General features: G+C 55.1%; 22 protein-coding genes and 1 pseudogene. 11 read left to right on the top strand and 12 right to left on the bottom strand.

Features of this window, described 5'->3' with window-relative positions; genetic code table 11:
* Window positions 1-118: 118 nt before the first annotated feature.
* From sapF to sapA, 5 genes are read right to left on the bottom strand one after another with little or no spacing between them, the layout of a single operon-like run.
* Window positions 119-922, bottom strand: coding sequence for a putrescine export ABC transporter ATP-binding protein SapF (sapF, locus tag AC6I8I_RS10000; RefSeq protein ID WP_031377775.1), 804 nt, complete (start codon window positions 920-922; stop codon window positions 119-121).
* Window position 923: 1 nt separating this feature from the next.
* Window positions 924-1,919: a putrescine export ABC transporter ATP-binding protein SapD gene (gene sapD / locus AC6I8I_RS09995; protein WP_031377774.1), complete on the bottom strand. Its 996-nt coding sequence runs from the start codon at window positions 1,917-1,919 to the stop codon at window positions 924-926.
* The gene (gene sapC / locus AC6I8I_RS09990) at window positions 1,920-2,810 is read right to left on the bottom strand and encodes a putrescine export ABC transporter permease SapC (RefSeq protein ID WP_497828627.1); all 891 of its coding nucleotides are present in this window, start codon (window positions 2,808-2,810) and stop codon (window positions 1,920-1,922) included.
* A complete protein-coding gene (gene sapB / locus AC6I8I_RS09985) occupies window positions 2,797-3,762 on the bottom strand; it encodes a putrescine export ABC transporter permease SapB (protein WP_312054479.1) in 966 nt (321 codons plus the stop codon). Before sapB ends, sapC begins: the two co-directional genes overlap by 14 nt.
* Window positions 3,763-5,385: an ABC transporter substrate-binding protein SapA gene (gene sapA, locus AC6I8I_RS09980; protein ID WP_312054481.1), complete on the bottom strand. Its 1,623-nt coding sequence runs from the start codon at window positions 5,383-5,385 to the stop codon at window positions 3,763-3,765.
* Between the two features lie 171 nt (window positions 5,386-5,556).
* On the opposite strand from sapA, the gene AC6I8I_RS09975 reads away from it, so the two are divergent.
* The 3 genes and pseudogenes from AC6I8I_RS09975 to AC6I8I_RS09965 all read left to right on the top strand — a co-directional run bounded on the left by AC6I8I_RS09975 (window position 5,557) and on the right by AC6I8I_RS09965 (window position 6,968).
* Window positions 5,557-5,712: a hypothetical protein gene (locus tag AC6I8I_RS09975; RefSeq protein ID WP_312054483.1), complete on the top strand. Its 156-nt coding sequence runs from the start codon at window positions 5,557-5,559 to the stop codon at window positions 5,710-5,712.
* A gap of 328 nt (window positions 5,713-6,040) precedes the next feature.
* Window positions 6,041-6,196: pseudogene (locus AC6I8I_RS09970) on the top strand (bacteriophage antitermination protein Q); the annotation flags it as partial.
* A gap of 466 nt (window positions 6,197-6,662) precedes the next feature.
* The gene (locus AC6I8I_RS09965) at window positions 6,663-6,968 is read left to right on the top strand and encodes a colicin E1 family microcin immunity protein (protein ID WP_497828626.1); all 306 of its coding nucleotides are present in this window, start codon (window positions 6,663-6,665) and stop codon (window positions 6,966-6,968) included.
* A 34-nt stretch (window positions 6,969-7,002) separates the two neighbouring features.
* Here the strand turns inward: AC6I8I_RS09965 and AC6I8I_RS09960 are convergent, their stop codons facing one another.
* Window positions 7,003-7,338, bottom strand: a complete 336-nt coding sequence (locus AC6I8I_RS09960) for a colicin-like pore-forming protein (RefSeq protein WP_497828650.1) — start codon at window positions 7,336-7,338, stop codon at window positions 7,003-7,005.
* A gap of 526 nt (window positions 7,339-7,864) precedes the next feature.
* The gene (gene pspF, locus AC6I8I_RS09955) at window positions 7,865-8,866 is read right to left on the bottom strand and encodes a phage shock protein operon transcriptional activator (RefSeq protein ID WP_312054487.1); all 1,002 of its coding nucleotides are present in this window, start codon (window positions 8,864-8,866) and stop codon (window positions 7,865-7,867) included.
* A gap of 164 nt (window positions 8,867-9,030) precedes the next feature.
* Here pspF and pspA point away from each other — a divergent pair, with 164 nt between their 5' ends.
* From pspA to AC6I8I_RS09925, 6 genes are read left to right on the top strand one after another with little or no spacing between them, the layout of a single operon-like run.
* The gene (gene pspA, locus AC6I8I_RS09950) at window positions 9,031-9,696 is read left to right on the top strand and encodes a phage shock protein PspA (protein ID WP_069728377.1); all 666 of its coding nucleotides are present in this window, start codon (window positions 9,031-9,033) and stop codon (window positions 9,694-9,696) included.
* Between the two features lie 35 nt (window positions 9,697-9,731).
* Complete coding sequence (pspB, locus tag AC6I8I_RS09945; protein WP_312054491.1) at window positions 9,732-9,959, top strand: envelope stress response membrane protein PspB; 228 nt, start codon at window positions 9,732-9,734, stop codon at window positions 9,957-9,959.
* On the top strand, window positions 9,956-10,306 hold the full coding sequence (pspC, locus tag AC6I8I_RS09940) for an envelope stress response membrane protein PspC (RefSeq protein WP_312054493.1): 351 nt from the start codon (window positions 9,956-9,958) through the stop codon (window positions 10,304-10,306). The genes pspB and pspC overlap by 4 nt, the downstream gene beginning before the upstream one ends.
* Before the next feature lie 54 nt (window positions 10,307-10,360).
* A complete protein-coding gene (gene pspD, locus AC6I8I_RS09935) occupies window positions 10,361-10,609 on the top strand; it encodes a phage shock protein PspD (protein WP_312054495.1) in 249 nt (82 codons plus the stop codon).
* Window positions 10,590-11,987 carry a YcjX family GTP-binding protein gene (locus tag AC6I8I_RS09930; RefSeq protein WP_312054497.1) on the top strand — a complete coding sequence of 466 codons (1,398 nt, stop codon included), beginning with the start codon at window positions 10,590-10,592 and terminating at the stop codon, window positions 11,985-11,987. Before pspD ends, AC6I8I_RS09930 begins: the two co-directional genes overlap by 20 nt.
* The gene (locus AC6I8I_RS09925; RefSeq protein ID WP_312054499.1) at window positions 11,984-13,045 is read left to right on the top strand and encodes a YcjF family protein; all 1,062 of its coding nucleotides are present in this window, start codon (window positions 11,984-11,986) and stop codon (window positions 13,043-13,045) included. The genes AC6I8I_RS09930 and AC6I8I_RS09925 overlap by 4 nt, the downstream gene beginning before the upstream one ends.
* 50 nt (window positions 13,046-13,095) lie before the next feature.
* Here the strand turns inward: AC6I8I_RS09925 and AC6I8I_RS09920 are convergent, their stop codons facing one another.
* The 3 genes from AC6I8I_RS09920 to AC6I8I_RS09910 are packed head-to-tail and all read right to left on the bottom strand — an operon-like array spanning window position 13,096 to window position 15,868.
* Window positions 13,096-14,514, bottom strand: a complete 1,419-nt coding sequence (locus AC6I8I_RS09920) for a glucosyltransferase domain-containing protein (RefSeq protein ID WP_312054501.1) — start codon at window positions 14,512-14,514, stop codon at window positions 13,096-13,098.
* Between the two features lie 53 nt (window positions 14,515-14,567).
* Complete coding sequence (locus tag AC6I8I_RS09915; RefSeq protein WP_312054503.1) at window positions 14,568-15,512, bottom strand: glycosyltransferase family 2 protein; 945 nt, start codon at window positions 15,510-15,512, stop codon at window positions 14,568-14,570.
* Window positions 15,509-15,868, bottom strand: coding sequence for a GtrA family protein (locus tag AC6I8I_RS09910; protein WP_312054505.1), 360 nt, complete (start codon window positions 15,866-15,868; stop codon window positions 15,509-15,511). The genes AC6I8I_RS09915 and AC6I8I_RS09910 overlap by 4 nt, the downstream gene beginning before the upstream one ends.
* A gap of 230 nt (window positions 15,869-16,098) precedes the next feature.
* On the opposite strand from AC6I8I_RS09910, the gene tyrR reads away from it, so the two are divergent.
* Complete coding sequence (gene tyrR, locus AC6I8I_RS09905; RefSeq protein ID WP_312054506.1) at window positions 16,099-17,664, top strand: transcriptional regulator TyrR; 1,566 nt, start codon at window positions 16,099-16,101, stop codon at window positions 17,662-17,664.
* A 52-nt stretch (window positions 17,665-17,716) separates the two neighbouring features.
* Here tyrR and tpx read toward each other — a convergent pair whose 3' ends face one another.
* Window positions 17,717-18,220, bottom strand: a complete 504-nt coding sequence (tpx, locus tag AC6I8I_RS09900) for a thiol peroxidase (protein WP_312054508.1) — start codon at window positions 18,218-18,220, stop codon at window positions 17,717-17,719.
* 155 nt (window positions 18,221-18,375) lie between these two features.
* Between tpx and ycjG the strand changes: the two genes are divergently transcribed.
* The gene (ycjG, locus tag AC6I8I_RS09895) at window positions 18,376-19,359 is read left to right on the top strand and encodes an L-Ala-D/L-Glu epimerase (protein ID WP_312054510.1); all 984 of its coding nucleotides are present in this window, start codon (window positions 18,376-18,378) and stop codon (window positions 19,357-19,359) included.
* Here ycjG and mpaA read toward each other — a convergent pair.
* A complete protein-coding gene (mpaA, locus tag AC6I8I_RS09890) occupies window positions 19,334-20,041 on the bottom strand; it encodes a murein tripeptide amidase MpaA (RefSeq protein WP_312054511.1) in 708 nt (235 codons plus the stop codon). The two genes, ycjG and mpaA, sit on opposite strands and share 26 nt — an antisense overlap.
* Window positions 20,042-20,190: the final 149 nt, after the last annotated feature.

Genomic DNA, 20,190 nt, shown 5'->3' with positions numbered 1-20,190 from the left:
AGTTGGCGGTCGCAGTGTTTAAAAAGTAGGCGACCGACGTTGATCGACGTGCGGATTCTAGCACGTCTGTCAGAGATCAGGTAAATCAGCCCGCAATTTCCGGGATATGCAGCAATAATCAGTGCTCACGCCGCCAGGCTTCGGCGGTTAACGCCTCACCAAAGTGGCTGCTGATCAGCCGTCGGGTCAGATCGTGCAGCGGCGAGGCCAGCACATCGGCGGTGCCGCCGCGCTCCACCACTTCGCCCTGATGCATCACCAGCACCTGATCGCTGATGTGCTTCATCATACCCAGATGCTGGGTGACATATATGTAGGCGATGCCGTGTTTCTCCTGCAGCTCCAGCATCAGATTAACCAGCTGGGAGCGCATGGTCATGTCGAGCGAGGCCAGCGCCTCATCCGCCACAATCACTTTCGGTTGCAGGATCAGCGCACGCGCCAGACCCAGACGCTGTTTCTGGCCGGGTGCCAGCATATGCGGATAATAGCCGGCGTGATCGCGTAACAGCCCGACCTGACGCAGCGTGGCGATAATGCGCTTTTCGCGCGCCTCTGCCGTCAGATCGGTATTGAGCCGCAGCGGAAAATCAAGGATCTGACTGACCCGCTGACGCGGATTAAGCGAGGTCGAAGGGTCCTGAAAAATCATCCGGATGCGCTGACTGCGATAGCCGTAATCACCAAAGCTAAGCGGATGATCGTCAATCAGGATCTCGCCTTCGGTCGGCGCGACCATGCCGCTGAGCATTTTTGCCAGCGTCGACTTGCCGGAGCCGTTTTCGCCGATAATCGCCAGCGTTTGCCGTTCGCGCAGGGTAAAGCTGACCGATTTCACCGCTTCAACGTGCTGACGACGAAACAGGCCGGTGCGATAGCGGAAGGTTTTACTCAGGTTGCGCACTTCCAGCAGGGTTTCCATCTTACTGGCTCTCCATGTTCAGCGGGAAATGGCAGGCATACAGGTGCGATTTGCCGCCCGCCAGCCGTGGCGTTTCAACGCATTTGCGCTGCGCATAGGGACAGCGTGGCCCCAGCCGGCAGCCGATCGGCAAACTCTCCAGTGACGGAATTGCGCCCGACAGCGTATTCAGCCGGCTTTTATGCGGCAGGGCGCGGCCAAAGTCGGGCATGGCGCGGATCAGCGCCTGGGTATAAGGGTGATGCGGGGTGCTCATCAGATCGTCACTCTGGGCGGTCTCAACCGTCTGCCCGCAGTACATCACGTTAATCCGATTGGCCCATTGGCTCATGGTACGCAGGTCGTGACTGATCAGCAGAATCGTGGTGTTGTTATTCTGATTGAGACGACTCAGCAGACGGAAAATTTGCGCCTGAGTGGTCGGCTCCATGGCGTTAGTCGGCTCATCAGCAATCAGCAGGCGCGGCTGATTCGCCAGCGCGATGGCGATCATCACTTTCTGGCATTCACCTTCGGTCAGCTCATAAGGAAAGCTGCGCATGATATCTTTGTGATCTTTAATGCCGACGCGATGCAGCAGCTCTATGGCGCGGGTTTTGCGCCAGAACCAGAAGCGCTTCAGCCACGGGCCTTTATAGGTCCAGCGCGGGATCGCCTGCATCAGCTGACGGCCAATACTTTCTGACGGATCGAGACAGGACTGCGGCTCCTGAAAAATCATCGAGACGTTATGGCCAATGATGCGGCGGCGCTCGCGGGGTGACAGGCGCAGCAGATCGACATCATCAAAAACCATCCGGTCGGCGGTCACGCGCCAGTTATCTTTGGTCACGCCGCAGATCGCTTTTGCCACCAGGCTCTTGCCCGAACCTGACTCACCTACCAGGCCGCGAACTTCACCTTCGCTCAGGGTCAGATTAACGCGATCGACCGCTTTGACCGGCCCGTCGGCAGTCATAAATTCAATGGTGAGATTACGAATATCGAGTAACGGCATCTATTCCACTCCCGCTTCGACGGCGCGACGGAGGCCGTCACCGAGCAGGTTAACAATTAATACGCTGACCATCAGCGCCACGCCAGGCAGCATCACCGTCCACGGCGCGACATAGATCAGTTCAAGCGAATCACCCAGCATCGCACCCCATTCCGGCGAGGGCAGCTGTGCGCCCAGGTCGAGAAAGCCCAGCGCGGCAATGTCCAGAATCGCCATCGACAGGGCGCGGGTAATTTCACTGATTAATAATGGCAGAACGTTGGGCAGGATGGCGTAGCGCAGGATATTGCGGCTGCTGGCACCGTCCAGCCGCGCCGCGACCACATACTCTTTTTCCAGCTCATCATGCACCGCGCTGTAAATTTCGCGCACCAGTCGCGGCATCAGTGCCAGCCAGACCGCCAGCAACGCGTGCTCCAGCCTGGGTCCGAGAAACGCCACCACGATGATTGCCAGCAGCAGTGACGGAATCGAGAGCAGCGTATCCAGCACGTGACTCATCACCGCCGATCGCACGCCGTGGGTCATGCCGGCCAGAATACCCAGCACCAGCGCCCAGAATGTGGCAAACAGCGTCACCAGAATCGCTGAACCAACGGTCGGACCGGCACCGCTCAACAGGCGGCTCAGCACATCGCGGCCTAAATCGTCGGTGCCGAGGAAGAAAGAGACATCGCCATAGCGCGACCACGACGGCGGTAGCAACTGATAGCCGAGGAACTGCTGATCAATGCCGTAAGGCGCCATCAGCCCGCCAAAAATGCACAGCAACAGCAGCGCGCCGAAGCCGTACAGACCGACCATCGCCGGAGTATCGCCATAAAAATGGTGCCAGCTCTGACGAAAGGTGCTCGGCAGGCGTTTTTCGGCGTAGATATTATCGGAGGGCATACCATTCCTTATGTTTCAACGGATTCATCGCTGCGCCAATCACATCGGAGACGACGTTGACCAGAATCACCAGCCCGCCAATCACCATCACGCCGGCTGAGATCGCCGCATAATCCTGCTGGCGAATCGCATTGATCAACCAGCGGCCAAGGCCGGGCCAGTTGAAGACCATTTCAGTGATCATCGCCAGCGTCAGCATGGTTGAAAATTGCAGGCCAAGACGCGGGATCACCGGCGGTAAGGCGTTATGCAGCACGTGACGTCGGATCACCGTCAGTTGTGACAGTCCACGGGTGGCGGCGGCTTTAACATAATTTTTTTCCATCACCTCGCTGGTGCTGTTGCGCAGCAGGCGGATCACTTCGGTAGTCGGTGCCATCGCCAGTACCAGCACCGGCAAAATCAGGTGGGTCAGGGCGCTGATGATCATCTCGTGCCGCCACGGTGAGCGGCTAAGCCAGGCATCAATCAGCGCAAAGCCTGACACGTTTTGCACCGGATAGAGCAGATCGTGCCGTCCCGACACGGGCAGCCAGCCAAGCGTCAGCGAGAAAAACAGCGTGAGCAGCAGGGCCAGCCAGAAAATCGGCGCTGAAAAGCCGAGCAGCGCCAGCGCACTGATAGTCTTATCCTGCCACTTGTTGCGCATCACTCCGGCGCAGATGCCGAGCGGAATACCCACCAGCAGGGCAAACACAAAGGCCAGAATGCACAGCTCCATGGTGGCGGGAAAAACTTCGCGCAGCTGCAGGCCAATTTCCTGACCGTTGGTGCTGGAGACGCCGAAATCAAACTGCAGCATCCCTTTAAACCAGAACCACCAGGCGTCAGACAGGGCCGCGCCTTCCAGCGGCGCGTTGGGAGTAAAGTAACTGAGGCTGAAGCTAACCAGCGACAGCAAAAACAGCGTAATCAGCAGCAGCAGCAGGCGGCGCAAAATATAGATGATCACTTACTTTTCCTCAGCCTCTTCACGATAAACCCCGGCAAACGAGGCGTTGCCAAACGGACTCAGCACCAGCCCTTTAATGTCATGGCGAAACGCCTGCAGACGCAGCGACGATGCCAGCGGCAAGACCGGCAGCTCCTGAGCCAGAATTTGCTGCGCTTTGTCATAACTGTCGATGCGCCCCGACAGCTGCTGTGTCAGCAGAGCATTCTGCAACGTTTCATCAAAGGCCGGCGAGCACCAGTGCGCATAGTTAGTCTGAGAACGGATTGCCGCACAGCTGAGCAGCGGACGGAAGAAGCTGTCCGGATCGTTGCTGTCGGTCGCCCAGCCCGCCAGAGTCAGGTCGTGATTCATCGACATCAGCTGCGCCTCCTGAAAACGTCCCTCGACCGGCACAATGGTCAGGCGAACGCCCACCTGCGCCAGATCGGCCTGCAATAACTCGGCGGTTTTAAGCGGGCTGGGGTTCCACGACTGTGAGGCCGACGGCACCACCAGCCGCAGATGCAGGTCAGTCAGGCCCAGCGCTGCCAGCGCGGCACGAGACTTTTCAGGATCGTATTCGGTCACCCTGGCATCACTGTCATAAGCCCACGAGGCGCGCGGTAATATAGAGGCCGCGGTTTCAGCGGTGCCGTAATAAATCGACTCCATCAGCCGCTCGTTATTGATTGCCAGCGCCAGCGCATGCCGGACTTCGGGGCGATCGAGCGGCGGCTTGCGGGTATTAAACGCCAGATAGGCGATATTCATCCCGGGCCGCAGCGTCATTCGCAGGCGCGGATCATCGCGCAAAATACTGAGCTGACTGGCAGCCGGATAAGCCAGCACGTCGCACTCGCCGGTCAGCAGTTTCGACAAACGGCCGGTGCCGCCGGCGCCTAAATCGATCACCGCCTGCTGCAGACGCGGCACGCCTTTCCAGTAATGCGGATTGCGCGCCAGGCGAATGTACTGGCCGGTGCGATATTCACTCAGCTGGTAAGGGCCGGTGCCCACCGGCTGCCGATCCAGCTCTTCCTGGCGGCCCTCAGCCGTCAGTTGATCGGCGTACTCTTTAGACAGCACCGGCGCATAGTGGGTCGCCATGTGCCAGAGGAAGGAAGCGTCCGGACTGTTCAGCCGGAACTCAACCGTATTGTGATCCAGCTTTTTCACGCTCTGCACTGAATCGGCAAACTGCAGGCTATCGAAGTAGGGATAGTTTCCGCCGTTGACGTTATGCCACGGATGATGGCGATCGAACATCCGGGCGAAGCTGAACACCACATCATCTGCGTTCAGAGCGCGTGTCGGTTTGAACTGATTAGTCTGCTGGAACTGCACGCCGCTGCGCAGGTGAAAACGATAGGTCGCGCCATTGTCACGCACTTCCCAACTGGCGGCCAGATCGGGCTTCAGACGGTAGGTGTAGGGATCGACATCCAGCAGGCGATCGTACAGTTGTGCCGCCAGGGTATCGACGGTTAACCCGCTGCTGACCATTTGAGGATTGAAGGTGGTCAGCGTGCCGCTGACGCAATAGACAAAGCCGGTCTGGCGAATATCACCGGCGGGGGCCGACCACGCAGGCGAACTCAACACGCTGAGGCTGAACAACAGCGAACATATTAGTTTTGACATAGAACTCAACGATTTTGAGGCATTAGACAGAGTGTATCGCAAAGCGGGCGTTGTCCCAAAATCTGCGACGCTGCCCGGCCTGATATTCATTCAGCCTGCGGCAGAAAAAACGTACAGAGAGTGTGGTAATGAGAAATATTCTCAATTAGCACTTTACAGATGATAATAAGAATGATTATTATTCATCTGCACTTCGACGGTGGCTCTACCGAAGAAGAGCACGACATTGCTCACATTGCTTCCAGTATTGTTGCCCGCCTGATGGCGGGCTTTTTTTTGCCTGAAATGGTCAACGCGAAGCGGACGGCTGGCCGGATAAGCGCCTGAGACGGCAGGAATACACCCATGATGAATGACACCTGATAGATGCTGAGGGCGTACGATGCACGCTCAATGGCTGGGAACGTGAGGAAATTATTTCATGAGGGCGCAGGATCTGGAGTAAGCAGCCACCGAAATCAGTCGTGTGCTGTTTGATTACTCAGGGAAGACTAAACGGTAACTGGAGGCATTAAACAAGAATCCGCCGGCTGATAAAAAAACGGCTGTTATGCAATCCTCTCCATAGCGTTGAGCTGGACGATGGTAAGGGCGGCAAAGCAAGGTTAAGGCGGAGAATACCGCTGTTTACGCTTTAGAGACTCACAGTAGTTGCAAACCAATGTCGCCTGTAAGTAATGAGGTTTTCGCTGCGTTAACGTGGCGGCGCGCTGTTAATCAGTTTCCAGAGCATAAACAGGCCTGGCTACGAAATTGCCAGGGATATGATCTGGATTGTCGCCATCAGATCACCCTGTGTGAATACGTTTGAAGTAAATTTCAATCCGTTTACCTCCAGCATTAATCAGTAAAAAGCAGAATCGGCTTTAAACGCTGGTTTGGGTCGAAGTGCAGGAGGTTGCATGTTCGTAACGCGCTGCGCATTTTAGAAGTATGCCGATGTGTTACTGGCGTCAAGGCTGGGCGTATCGCGTTCAGGCGGGTCCCGAAATTATTTCCGTACTGGGATGCGTTGAAAGTGTTAGTTCGGAGGTGGGATGAAAGGGCGTTCAATGATGCCCAGGAAAATACATCATCGCCTGGATGACTGACTAAGAGGTTACAGTAAAATCAAATTACTGGCCGGATAAAAGTTAACGCTCATGATATTAATGAAAAGCTGAGGTTACTTTAACCTACATATGTATAATGGGAGCAGTACCTGAATTTAGGCGTGCACATCCATACGTAAAAATATTGCTTTCATGGAGCTAAAGACGATGAGAGTTAAATACTACATGATCAATTTACTTTTTGGAGTGGTTGGTGTTTTAGCGCTCGGAACAGGATGGTATGAAAACCCCGGTGACCCAAAAAACCAGCTCTGGATGATTTATACCGTAGTTTCCTGGTTGGCTTTTCCCTTTGCAAAGTTTGCTGTTGAGAGCATTGCCTTAAAGTTTACTGAAGAAGGTTTCTGGCATCGAGGTTTTTTTAAGGATGACATCGGGAAGAATGGTTTGGTAGCAATCTATTGGGTATTTTGCTTCTTTTTTGCGATACCTCTCTCATTGATATCAATCCCGTTTTTAAAAAAAGGCTGAAGGATCCCCAGCCTTTTACAACACCTTCGGGAATTTATATTCCTAAACGCCCATTGATTTTTTCCATAAGTTTCTCATTAACCAGCGACCCAACTAATGCCATGATCAAAGCAAAACCTATGATACCTAATGGCAAACCAAACATAGCTGAGAAGGCAAATGCAGTAACCGCGGTGGCAACCCTTCCAGCAGTAAGCGCTTCGATTTTGACTAATGCAGGACGCCAGTTATCGGTCTCAAAACTTTTTTTAACTTCCTGGAAAACACCATATGCGTCAGTTGCTTTACCGTAATACCCAAAAGCCTTGCTCATTTTAGAAAGCTGAGAGGCCATTCGAGCCATATCTACTGAATTTAATGCATTAACGATTGCAGCTCTATCTGCAGCACTGAATTTCGCCCCTGAATATGAACGATAGCGTTCATATCAACCGATACTGATGTAAACGAAATCGTATAGGGTGAAGTGGCCGCTTTTAAAGCAGCAGGGTATTCCTTGTCTGACTATTCGATAGATGAGACCGACTTTATAAAAGTCTCCACTGAGGGTGCCAGGAGCTTCAGAACTATGCTGAGTGAAATGACCACTCCCTATGATGAAGCCAGAAGCTTTTTTAAAGAGATAATGACACCGATTTGCATCAAAAATGTTTTAAAAACCCTGATTAAAGACCACTGAAATTTAGAGAGCTGGGTGACGTGGTGGTATTCGGGCGAGTTACCGCTACGGTGCTGTCAGTATATGAGTCGTAAACTCCTGCTATCTGACGTTAAAACCGGCCAAATCTGTTCTCCAAAATGCAATGGTATCTGGTGAGAAAACAATGCGTTATGAAGTATCTTAAAGATGCGAGCTCTGACCGGCCTTCCTCTGATAAGTCTTTGATTGTTAAGTTTTAATGTTCGTTTGTGATACCGTGCTTTTTCATCATGGCGCGGAGCTGGTGGTAGGTAACGCCCAATAACCCCGCGGCGCGGCGCTGATTGTATCGTGCCTGTTGCAGGCTGGTTTCCACCAGCTCTCGTTCCTGCTGATTTTGCCACTGACGCAGATCGAGCGGCAGCGCCGGCAGGTCGCCCTCGGGCGCGGGACGGCTCACCGGCAGGGTATCGACCGGCTCAGGCCGGCGAGCGAACGGATTAATAATCACGTTATCCAGCGGCTGCTCGCTGCTGTTGTGGCGATAAACCGACCGTTCCACCACATTCTTCAGCTCACGAACGTTGCCGGGCCAGTGGTAACTCAACAGCGTCTGCTGCGCCTGCGCGGTAAAGCCAGGGAACAACAGCAGGCCAAGTTCACGGCACATCTGGATAGCAAAATGCTCAGCCATCACCAGAATGTCGCTACGTCGTTCACGCAGTGGCGGCAGCTGAACCACGTCAAACGCCAGACGATCAAGCAGGTCGGCGCGGAATTTTCCGGCGGCCGCCAGGGCAGGCAGGTCTTCGTTGGTGGCGCAGACCAGCCGCACATTAACCTGCAATGAGTGATTACCGCCGACGCGCTCCAGCTGCCCATATTCGATTACCCGCAGCAGTTTTTCCTGAACCAGCATCGGTGCCGTCGCCAGCTCATCAAGAAACAGCGTGCCGCCATCCGCCCGTTCAAAGCGGCCCAGATGTCGCTTCTGAGCGCCGGTAAAGGCCCCGGCTTCATGGCCGAACAGCTCAGAATCGAGCAGGTTTTCATTCAGCGCGGCGCAGTTCAGCGAGATAAACGGCCCCTGCCAGCGGTCAGAAAGATAGTGTAAGCGGCTGGCGATCAGCTCTTTACCGGTACCGCGCTCGCCAATCACTAATACCGGTTTTTCCAGCGGAGCCAGCTTCGACACCTGCTCCAGCACCTCTAAAAAATTGTTGGACTCACCGAGAAGGTTGTCGTTGTTTCCTGCCATGATGAATTTCGCCACCCCTTAATCATTTTGACTATATTAGAACAAGCTAAAAGGGCTGTAAAATTTTAAATTTGCTTTAAATCAATGATTTATAAAATTGGCACGCATCTTGTATTAGCTATACAGCGCAACACGCCATGACACATTTAAAGAGGAACATCATTATGGGTATTTTTTCTCGTTTCGCCGACATCGTAAATGCCAACATCAATTCGCTGCTGGAGCGTGCGGAAGATCCGCAGAAACTGGTCCGTTTGATGATTCAGGAAATGGAAGACACCTTAGTTGAAGTCCGCTCAACCTCTGCACGGGCGCTGGCAGAAAAGAAACAGCTGACACGCCGGATTGAGCAGGCAGAGATTCAGCAGGCCGAATGGCAGGAAAAAGCCGAGCTGGCACTGCGTAAAGATAAAGACGATTTAGCCCGTTCAGCACTGATCGAAAAACAGAAACTGACTGACCTGATCGCCGCCCTGAAACAGGAAGTGAGCCAGGTAGAAGAGACGCTGGAACGCATGAAAGGCGAAATCAGCGAGCTGGAGAAAAAACTGAGCGAAACGCGGGCGCGTCAGCAGGCGTTAACCCTGCGTCATCAGGCGGCTTCCTCTTCACGTGACGTTCGTCGTCAGCTGGACAGCGGTAAAATTGATGAAGCGATGGCGCGTTTTGAATCGTTTGAACGCCGCATCGATCACATGGAAGCGGAAGCGGAAAGTCACGGTTTTGGCAAACCTAAAACGCTGGATCAGCAGTTCACCGATCTGAAAGCGGATGATGAAATCAGCCAGCAACTGAATGCGCTGAAAGCCAAAATGAACCGCAGTGAATAATTATCGACGTTGCGATGAGTGATTAAGGAGAGTCAATGAGCGCACTTTTTCTTGCCATACCGCTAACGATCTTCGTGTTGTTTGTGGCACCGATCTGGTTATGGCTGCATTACAGCAACAAACGCAACGGCGGCGCGGACCTGTCGCAAAGCGAAATCCAGCGCCTGCAGCGTGTTGCTCAGGATGCGCAGCGGATGCGCGAACGCATTGATGCGCTGGAGGCGATTCTGGACGCGGAACACCCTAACTGGAGGCAACCATGATGAAGGGCCGTAAGTTATGGCGTAAACCTGACGAAGGAAAATTGATGGGCGTCTGCGCAGGTCTGGCGGAGTATCTCGATATTCCGGTGCGGTTACTGCGCGTCATCATGGTGCTGTCACTGTTTTTCGGCCTGTTTATGTTTACCGTGGTCGCCTATTTCGTGCTCGGCTTTGTACTGGATGTCAAACCGGCCGATGCCGCTGAAACCCCGCGTCAGCCCAGCGCCAGTGAACTGCTGGACCAGTTAGAAAACGCACTGCAGCGCGATGAACGCAGCGTGCGCGATGTGGAACGCTACGTCACGTCTGAAACTTTTAGCGTGCGCAGCCGCTTCCGCCAGCTTTAATTCTGCTTATCCGGGCCTGTTACAGGCCCTTTCGCTGACCCTTCGGAGGTGTCGATGTCCTTCTCGCGATCCACTGCTTTTCGCCACCGCGCGGCACCCGCGTTGAAGTCGGCGGCTAAATTCATCATTATTAATGCTGTCACTTACGGTCCTGCTGGCGTCACCGGCTGGGCAGTGAAATCGGTAGCACGCCGTCCGTTACGTCTTTTACTGGCGATGGCGCTGGAGCCATTGCTGAAACGCGTAATGAATCGCGCGGTGTCGCGCTTCATCAGGGAGAAAGATGAAAAGACTGCAAACTGAATTTGCCGCGTTAATGAACCGCGGCGTCGACCGGCACCTGCGCCTGGCGGTTACCGGCTTAAGCCGCAGCGGAAAAACCGCGTTTATCACCTCGCTGGTTAATCAACTTCTGACGGTCCACAGCGGCGCACGATTGCCGCTGTTTTCCGTGGTGCGGGATGAGCGCCTGCTCGGGGTAAAGCGGGTACCGCAGCGCGATATGGGAACGGCGCGCTTTACGTACGATGAAGGGCTGGCGCAGCTTTACAGTACGCCACCCGCCTGGCCGACACCAACCCGCGGCGTCAGTGAAATGCGGCTGGCTCTGCGCTACCGGCCCAATGAATCATTGCTGCGGCATCTGAAAGAGACCGCCACGCTCTATCTGGAGATCGTGGATTATCCCGGTGAATGGCTGCTCGATCTGCCGATGCTGGCGCAGGATTACCTTGCCTGGTCACGGCAGATGAACGGGCTGCTGCAGGGCGATCGCGCAGAGTGGGCGACGCCGTGGCGCACCCTCTGTCAGCAACTCGACCCGCTCGCGCCCGCCGATGAAAACCGGTTGGCGGAAATTGCCGCAGCCTGGACCGATTATCTGCACCGCTGTAAGGCTGAAGGATTGCATTTCATCCAGCCGGGCCGGTTTGTCCTGCCTGGCGACATGGCGGGCGCACCGGCGCTGCAGTTTTTCCCGTGGCCGGTTACCGACGATCTGCAGCTCAGCAAACTCGCTCAGGCCGACAAAGGCAGCAACTTCAGCATGCTGCAGCAGCGGTTTAACTACTACTGCCAGCACGTGGTGAAAGGCTTCTATAAAAATCATTTCCTGCGCTTCGATCGCCAGATTGTACTGGTCGATTGCCTGCAGCCGCTCAACAGCGGACCACAAGCCTTCAATGATATGCGGCTGGCGCTGACGCAGCTGATGCAAAGCTTTCATTATGGTCAGCGGACGCTGTTCCGCCGGCTGTTTTCACCGGTTATCGATAAATTACTGTTTGCCGCCACCAAAGCGGACCATATCACCAGCGATCAGCACGGTAATATGGTGTCACTGTTGCAGCAGCTGGTGCAGGATGCCTGGCAGAACGCCGCATTTGAGGGGATCAGCATGGACTGCATCGGCCTGGCCTCGGTGCAGGCGACGCAGAGCGGGCTGGTGGATCACCGGGGTGAGAAGATCCCGGCGCTGCGTGGCAATCGGCTGAGTGATGGCGAACCGCTGACCGTCTATCCCGGTGAAGTGCCGCCGCGGCTGCCGGGCAATGCTTTCTGGCAGCAGCAGGGTTTCCAGTTTGAACAATTCCGCCCACAGCAGCTGGACGTTGATCGGCCGCTGCCGCATATCCGCATGGATGCTGCGCTGGAATTTTTGTTAGGAGATAAATTGCGATGAGTGATCCGCTGAAGCCCCGTATCGATTTTTCCCGTCCGCTGGATGAGGCGACAGAGGTGCCGTTACGGCCCGCGCAGACTTTTGACGCCCAGGCGCAGGCGGCGTTTCTGGCGGTGCAGGATGATGAAGCCGTCGTCGAGGAGGAGGGCGCAGGTGAGCGCGCAGTGGAAGCGGCGCTGAAACCGAAGCGCAGCCTGTGGCGCAAACTGGTGATGGCTGGCGTGGCACTGTTCGGCGTCAGCGTCGTCGCGCAGGGCGTGCAGTGGACCCATGATGCCTGGCTGGCCCGCGACTGGTTTTCACTCGGCAGCGGCGTAGCGGGCGGCCTGATTGTGCTGGCGGGCGTCGGCGCGCTGGCCGGTGAATGGCGTCGCCTTTACCAGCTTCGCCAGCGTGCCGAAGAACGCGACATTGGCCGCGAACTGCTGCACAGTCACAGCATGGGTAAAGGCCGGGCATTTTGCGAAAAGCTGGCGCAGCAGGCCGAGCTTGATCAGGCGCATCCGGCGTTACAGCGCTGGCACGCCTCGCTTCATGAAACCCATAACGACAGCGAAGTTGTTCGCTTATATGCTCAGCTGGTGCAGCCGGTGCTGGATCGTCAGGCGCGACGTGAAATCAGCCGTCACGCGGCAGAAGCCACGCTGATGATCGCCGTCAGTCCGCTGGCGCTGGTTGATATGGCTTTTATTGCCTGGCGTAACCTGCGGCTGGTCAATCGCATCGCCGCGATTTACGGCATTGAGCTGGGCTACTTCAGTCGTATCCGCCTGTTCCGGCTGGTGCTGCTCAATATGGCGTTTGCCGGTGCCTCAGAACTGGTGCGTGAAGTGGGAATGGACTGGATGTCGCAGGATATCGCCGCGCGCCTCTCCACCCGGGCCGCGCAGGGTATTGGTGCCGGTTTGCTGACCGCGCGACTGGGCATAAAGGCGATGGAACTGTGTCGCCCGTTGCCGTGGCTGGAGCAGGATAAGCCGCGACTGGGTGATTTCCGTCGCGAGCTGTTAGGACAGATAAAAGAGGCGTTGCAGAAGGGCGGCAATAAGTCTGCCTAGCGGTGCTGCGACACCATCATCCAGGGCGGCCTTGCCGCCTTTTCTTTTGTTTAATGAGGCTGGCGCAGCACCGCGCGCGAATCAATAACCAGACAGTCACCCGGACAACCGGCTTCGTCGGTAATAACCGGATTCGCCGGCAGCGTAAATGCCATGCCGTTTTGTTGCCGGATAAAGTGCGCCATGCCGGCAAAGGTCCATGACATGCTTAATCCCAGCCCGCCAAAATCATCATATTTCCGCAATGTCGCCACTTTCGGCAGATATTCTCCGGTCAGACGATAATAGAGCGCGCCCTGAAAATCTTTTGGCACCTGAGTAGTAATAGCCTGATTAAGCAGCGCAAACTCTTTGCGCGCCGGAACCGAATAGCCGTTGTTCAGATGACTAATGGCCAGTGCCGCCGCCGCCAGCACCAGCGCGGCATATAAGGTTTTTTTCCACTTAAATTTTTGGCCGATCTCAAACAGACCCAGAATAAAAACGCTGGTTGAGATCAGGGAGCCAGCAATCAGGGTACGGTAAGCTGCCATGCTTTCACTGACAATAAGATTGGGCAGCGCGGCGATCAGCAGTAAGAAAAAGACCAGGTAAAACTTATCATTGCCGGCGGCTTTAATTTTCTTCAGCCCAAAGCCAATGACGATTAAAGAGAGAATCACCGAGACGGTTTTAGCCCCGAGATCAAAATGGCAGATGATGTTTTTAAGATACTCTGAAAAGAACCATTTCACCTTATTCAGCAGATCGTAGCTAAAAGCCGAACGCGGCAGCGCATGGCCATAAAGCTGGACTGGCAGCACCTTCGACGCAATCAAAGCGGCAAACATGCCTGCGCCCAGTACCATCAGCGAAATCACCGCCCGTTTTTTATCGATTCTGCGCGCTGAGAGGCACAAATCCAGCATGGCAAAAAAGGTAAAGCTCATCGCGGCTGGCTGATAAATACAGAAAGCGATGGTCAGCAGAACAATCGCCAATAGTGGCCCAGCCAGGCCTGGCTTCACTGACCATCGATAGCTCGCACCAGCCAGCAGAATCGCGGTGATATAGGGAAAGCAGGAAGCCCAGGCGATATAAACCTGGAAAGAGGGCAGCAGGCAGAGCAACAGTGAAAAGGTTATGCGCTGCGCCTGGCTTTCCATCAGCGCGTATTTCTGAGTCAGGGTATAAATATAATAGCCGGTAAAAATAAGCAGAATAATTGCCACTGAACGCAGCAGCGCCAGTTTTGCTACGCTATCGACCATAAAAGAGGCGGCATACTGGATGATTCCGTACACCGGCCGGCCTGATAATGTATCCCAGTTTAAAATACTCAGCTGATCAAAGTTGGCCCAGTAGAGGTTGGTCCAGTCATCGGTATAGGCATAATGGGTTAAATACGCCGGATAATATGCAAAAAGAAACACTACTATAAACAGCGCAAGCACTTTGCCACGGCTCAGGCCCGGTTTACCGATCATCATCTTTCATCCTTTGTTATTGGCACGCTGCTGTAGCCACGCAGTGGCATAATTCATCATCTTTCAGTGCGGGTATTTTTTAACTTATCGCTGTTTCGCAAAATATAACGAGGCCGGTTTTTGGTCTCGATATAAATGCGGCCGATATATTCGCCGAGCACGCCAATGCCGATAAGCTGGACGCCGCCCAGAAACAGCACTGAAACCAGGATCGAGGGATAGCCCGGCACCGGATTGCCAAACAGCAGTTTGTCGACAATCAGCCACAGGCCATAAAGAAAGGCTAATGAGGCGACCAGAAATCCAATATACGACCAGATACGAAGCGGGACGGTCGAGAATGAGGTCACTCCCTCCAGCGCCAGATTCCACAGCTTCCAGCCGCTGAATTTACTGTTGCCCGCTATTCGTTCAGTACGGACATATTCCACAATCTCTGTCTGCCCGCCAACCCAGCTAAGAATACCTTTCATGAATAAATTTTTTTCAGGCAGCAGCTTAATATTTTCCACCACTTCCCGTGACATTAGCCGGAAATCACCCACGTTCTCTTCTATCCGGGGATGGCTGATGCAGTTATGCAGCTTATAAAACCAGTGCGCGGTCTTACGTTTCAGATGGCCATCGGCGCTGCGGTCAATACGCTTGGCTAAGACGATATCAGCACCCGCCTGCCACTTGCTGACCATTTGCGGAATCAGCGTAATCGGGTCCTGCAAATCAACGTCAATCGGGATGATGGCCTCCCCTGTGGCGGCTTCCAGCCCGGCGAACAGCGCCGCCTCTTTGCCAAAATTACGGATAAAGGAGAGGGTGCGCACCAGCGGATCGCGCTGGCTAAGCTGGGTGACCACTGCCCGTGTGGCATCTGTACTGCCATCATCAATAAAAACAATTTCAACCTGCCACTCGGCAAATGCGGCATATTTCCTGACGGCATCGTAAAAAAGAGGAATCACCTGCTCCTCATTGAAAACCGGCACCACCAGAGAAATCTTCATTTCTTTCCTTTAAACACAATAAAGTGGGAAAAGATAAAGCCACAGGCTAGGCTCAGGGCCGAAGAGGTTATCAGCGTAACGATCGGGTAAAGGCCGATCCGGTCCGCCAGGTAGCCAACACCAAAGGCCATCGCCCCCATAAAAATCACAAACAGAATATAGCGAAAGGGAGTGGCTTGCTGATTAAAGGTCCAGCGTGCATTGACAAAGAATGAAAAAGTCACCGCCAGACCAAAGGCAATAACATTCGCGGTGGATTGCAGAAAGCCCTGACTGATACAGATAAAAAATGTGATCCAGTGGATCAGAGTATTCAACACGCCAACGGTCAGGTATTTAGCAAAGAAAATAAGCATTTTATAATCGTTATTAATGGGTTGAGTGAAATATACAGCAAGTCAGCAACGATCAAAAGTTTCATACTGACAAAGACTGACAGTCCCAGCTTCCTGCACAAATCGGCGGCAGGCAGTATAAAAGGCAGCCAAACGCCGGGTGAGTGTCAACTTTTCCTGACAGAGCCCTTTCTGCGGCCGCATCTCTTAGCGTATCATCGGCCCATCTGAACCTGATTAAGGCCATCGCAATGCGTCTGGAAGTGTTCTGTCAGGACCGAATCGGTCTGACGCGCGAACTGCTCGACCTGTTGGTTGCGCGCAATATCGATCTGCGCGGTATCGAAATCGCGGCATTAGGCCGCATCTATCTCAACTTCTCCGCGCTGGAATTTGATGCTTTCAGCAGTCTGATGGCAGAAATCCGGCGTACACCGGGCGTAACAGATGTGCGCACCGTGGCGTACATGCCGTCGGAACGTGAGCATCGTGCGTTGAGTGCGCTGCTGGTGGCGATGCCGGAACCGGTCTTCTCCATCGATCTGAAAAGTAAAGTGGAACTGGCGAACCCAGCGGCGCAGAACCTGTTCAATCTCGACGAACAGAAGATGCGTAATTTCAGTGCCGGAAACCTGATTAACGGTTTCAATTTCATGCGCTGGCTGGAAAGCGAGCGGGTGGAAGCGCAGGCGCAGCACGTGGTGATTGAAGGGCGAGATTTCCTGATGGAAGCGCGCCCGATCTATCTCTCGGGTGAAGAGGGCCAGAACGATCAGCCGGTCGGTGCCATGGTGATGCTGAAATCGACCGCGCGCATGGGCCAGCAGTTACAGAACCTGGTGGTAACCGACGAATCGGAGTTTGATCACATCGTCGCGGTGACGCCAAAAATGCGTCAGGTGGTAGAACAGGCGCGCAAGCTGGCGATGCACGATGCGCCGTTGCTGATCATTGGTGACACCGGCACCGGTAAAGATATGCTGGCCCGCGCCTGTCATCTGCGCAGTGCGCGCGGTAAAAAGCCGTTCCTGGCGCTGAACTGCGCCTCGCTGCCGGATGACGTTGCCGAGAGCGAACTGTTTGGTCATGCCGCCGGTGCCTACCCGAATGCGTTAGAAGGCAAGAAAGGCTTCTTTGAACAGGCCAATGGCGGCTCAGTCTTGCTGGATGAGATCGGCGAGATGTCGCCAAGAATGCAGACCAAACTGCTGCGTTTCCTCAATGATGGGACCTTCCGCCGGGTCGGCGAAGAGCATGAAGTGCATGTCAATGTGCGCGTCATCTGCGCCACCCAGAAGAACCTGATTGAGCTGGTGCAGCGCGGCGAATTCCGTGAGGATCTGTTTTACCGGCTGAACGTCCTGACTCTGCATCTGCCACCGCTGCGCGATCGTCCGCAGGATATCCTGCCGCTGACCGAGATGTTTGTCGCCCGCTTCGCCGACGAACAGGGCATGCCTCGTCCACGCCTGTCGCCGCAGCTTAATGCCTTTTTAACCCGCTATGCCTGGCCAGGTAACGTGCGTCAGTTGAAAAATGCACTCTACCGCGCGCTGACCCAGCTGGAAGGCTATGAACTGCGTCCCCAGGATATTGTGTTACCGGAGCAGGCGCTGGATGTGTCGTTAGGCGATGAGGCACTGGAAGGCACGCTGGATCAGATTACCAGCCGTTTTGAGCGCTCGATTCTGACCCGGCTCTATCTCTCTTATCCCAGCACCCGCAAGCTGGCTAAACGGCTCGGCGTATCGCACACCGCGATTGCCAATAAGCTGCGTGAGTATGGTCTGGGGCAGAAGCGGACCGAAAGCGAGTAGGTGAGCTGCGAAGGTGATAATAAAGCGGATAACCGGGTTATCCGCTTTTTTTTTACTTCAGCGCTGCCAGCGCCGCGTCATAATCCGGCTCAGTGGTAATTTCATCCACCAGCTGGCTGTAGATCACCTTGTCGTCTTCATCCAGCACGATCACCGCGCGGGCCGTCAGGCCTTCCAGCGCGCCATCGGCAATTTCCACCCCGTAGTCATACTTAAACTCTGAACCGCGCAGGGTCGACAGCGTCACCACGTTGCTGAGGTTCTCTGCGCCACAAAAGCGCGACTGGGCAAACGGCAAATCAGCAGAGATGCACAGCACAACCGTGTTACTCAGTTCACCCGCCGCCTGATTAAACTTGCGAACTGAAGTTGCACAGACGCCGGTATCAATGCTGGGGAAAATGTTCAGAATTTTACGTTTTCCTGCATACTCAGAGAGCGCCACGTTGACCAGGTTTTTTGCCACCAGCGTGAATGCTTTGGCTTTATCGCCAGCCTGAGGAAACTGACCCGCAACCGGTACTGCGTTACCCTGAAAATGAACAGTCTGAGACATACTGATTCCTTTTTGATGGTGAAGAGATCTGACTTATAAACGGCTAAAAACGCACTATAGTGGTTGTTTATGACATAAAATTTAAGGGTTTACGAGTTCAATTATTGAGTTTAGCGCAGGCAGCCTGCCATTGCGTTGCAGATTCTGGAGAGTAAATGAGAACGGTAAAAAGTTATCCCGAAGCCTGGCCGCTACATACGCCGTTTGTCATTGCCCGTGGAACACGCACTGAAGTAAAAGTGGTGGTGGTTGAAATTGAAGAGGCGGGCGTGAAAGGCGTCGGTGAAGCGACGCCTTATGCACGCTACGGTGAAACCGAAGCCTCGGTACTGGCACAAATCGCCTCGCTGCTGCCTGCCTTACAGCAGGGAATGACGCGCGCAGCGCTGCAACAGGCACTGCCCGCCGGCGCGGCGCGCAACGCCATCGATAGCGCGTTATGGGATCTGGCGGCCCGCCAGCAACGGAGCAGCCTGTGGCAGCTCAGCGGTGTGGTGGCACCCGAGGGTGTGGTTACCGCCCAGACCGTCAGCATTGATACGCCGGAAGCGATGGCCAGCAGCGCCCAGGCGCTGTGGCAGCACGGGGCGACGCTGCTGAAAATTAAGCTGGATAACAATTTTATTACCGAACGACTGATGGCGATCCGCGCCGCGGTGCCGCAGGCGACGTTAATCGTCGACGCTAACGAATCGTGGCATGCGGAGGGACTGGCGGCGCGCTGTCAGCTGCTGGCCGATATCGGGGTGGCGATGCTGGAGCAGCCGCTGCCGGCCGGAGAAGATGCGGCGCTGGAGAACTTTATTCATCCGTTGCCGATCTGCGCCGATGAAAGCTGCCACACCCGTGACAGCCTGGCCGCGCTGCGCGGTCGCTACGAGATGGTCAATATCAAGCTGGATAAAGCCGGCGGCCTGACCGAGGCGCTGGCGCTGGCGGCCGCCGCCCGGCAGCAAGGCTTTGCGCTGATGCTTGGCTGCATGCTCTGTACCTCACGCGCCATTCGCGCCGCGTTGCCGCTGGTGCCGCAAACCCGCTTTGCTGACTTAGACGGGCCGACCTGGCTGGCGGTCGACGCTGAACCGGCCATTAAGGTGCAGAACGGTCAGCTGATCATTGCTGCCAGCGCAGCAGATTAATCATCATCTCCAGATAGGTTTCCGTGGCTTCATCGACTGAAATCACCGGCATTTCTGCCGTGACGCACGGCAGGCTGAGATCCTTACACCAGCTACCAAACGAGCCTGGCGTGTCATAACCGACGCTGCTGACGCGCGGCAGGCCGGTCTGTTGCGCCAGCCAGCCGCCGATCTCCGCCTGATGCGGATCGTCAATGCAGCCGAGCGGCTCGTGCCACGAAACAATCCAGCGCGGCTTGAGCTGATGAATCAGGGCGCACAGCGCCTGGGTTTCCGGTTCAGAAGCCGGATGGCTGCCGGTGGATAAGGCGACGTCACGCGCATCCGCCACGCTGTTCCAGCGATAGACCGTGTCGCCTGATTGCCAGTTCGCCGCCGGGAAATTGCGGTTGAGATCGACGCCGTTGGCGTTAGCGCGCAATCCCAGCTGACAGCCATCCGGGTTGACCGCCAGCACCACGTGATGGCGGCGCAGCGCATCCGGCAAGCTGCGAAGCGCGGCAGAAAGCGTGGCGATCGCCGCATTTTCGTCGCCGTGGGTGCCCGCCAGGATCAGTCCGCTGTCGGCATCGCCCAGCGGAGCCGGAAACCACAGCAGCGGCGCGCCCAGCACTGAGCGGCCATACTGCTGATACGGAACGTCCAGTTTGCCGCGCAGCGGTCGTGGGTGTAATGACGACATGGTGATTTCCTTTGAAAGGGTTTTCCTAAAAGTAGCGGAAAAGCGGCGCGCGGAAAATAGCTATTTATCAATCAGCAATTTGCGATAAAGTGCCGCAAGACAAGCTGCGTCGGCATCGGACCGGGGCAGCGCTTCTTTGGGGTAAAGGA

The sequence above is a fragment of the Pantoea sp. X-Soil-YNGN-775 genome, from assembly GCF_059730575.1.
The sequence above is the reverse complement of the archived record's forward strand: the minus strand, read 5'-3'. Positions and strand labels throughout refer to the sequence as shown.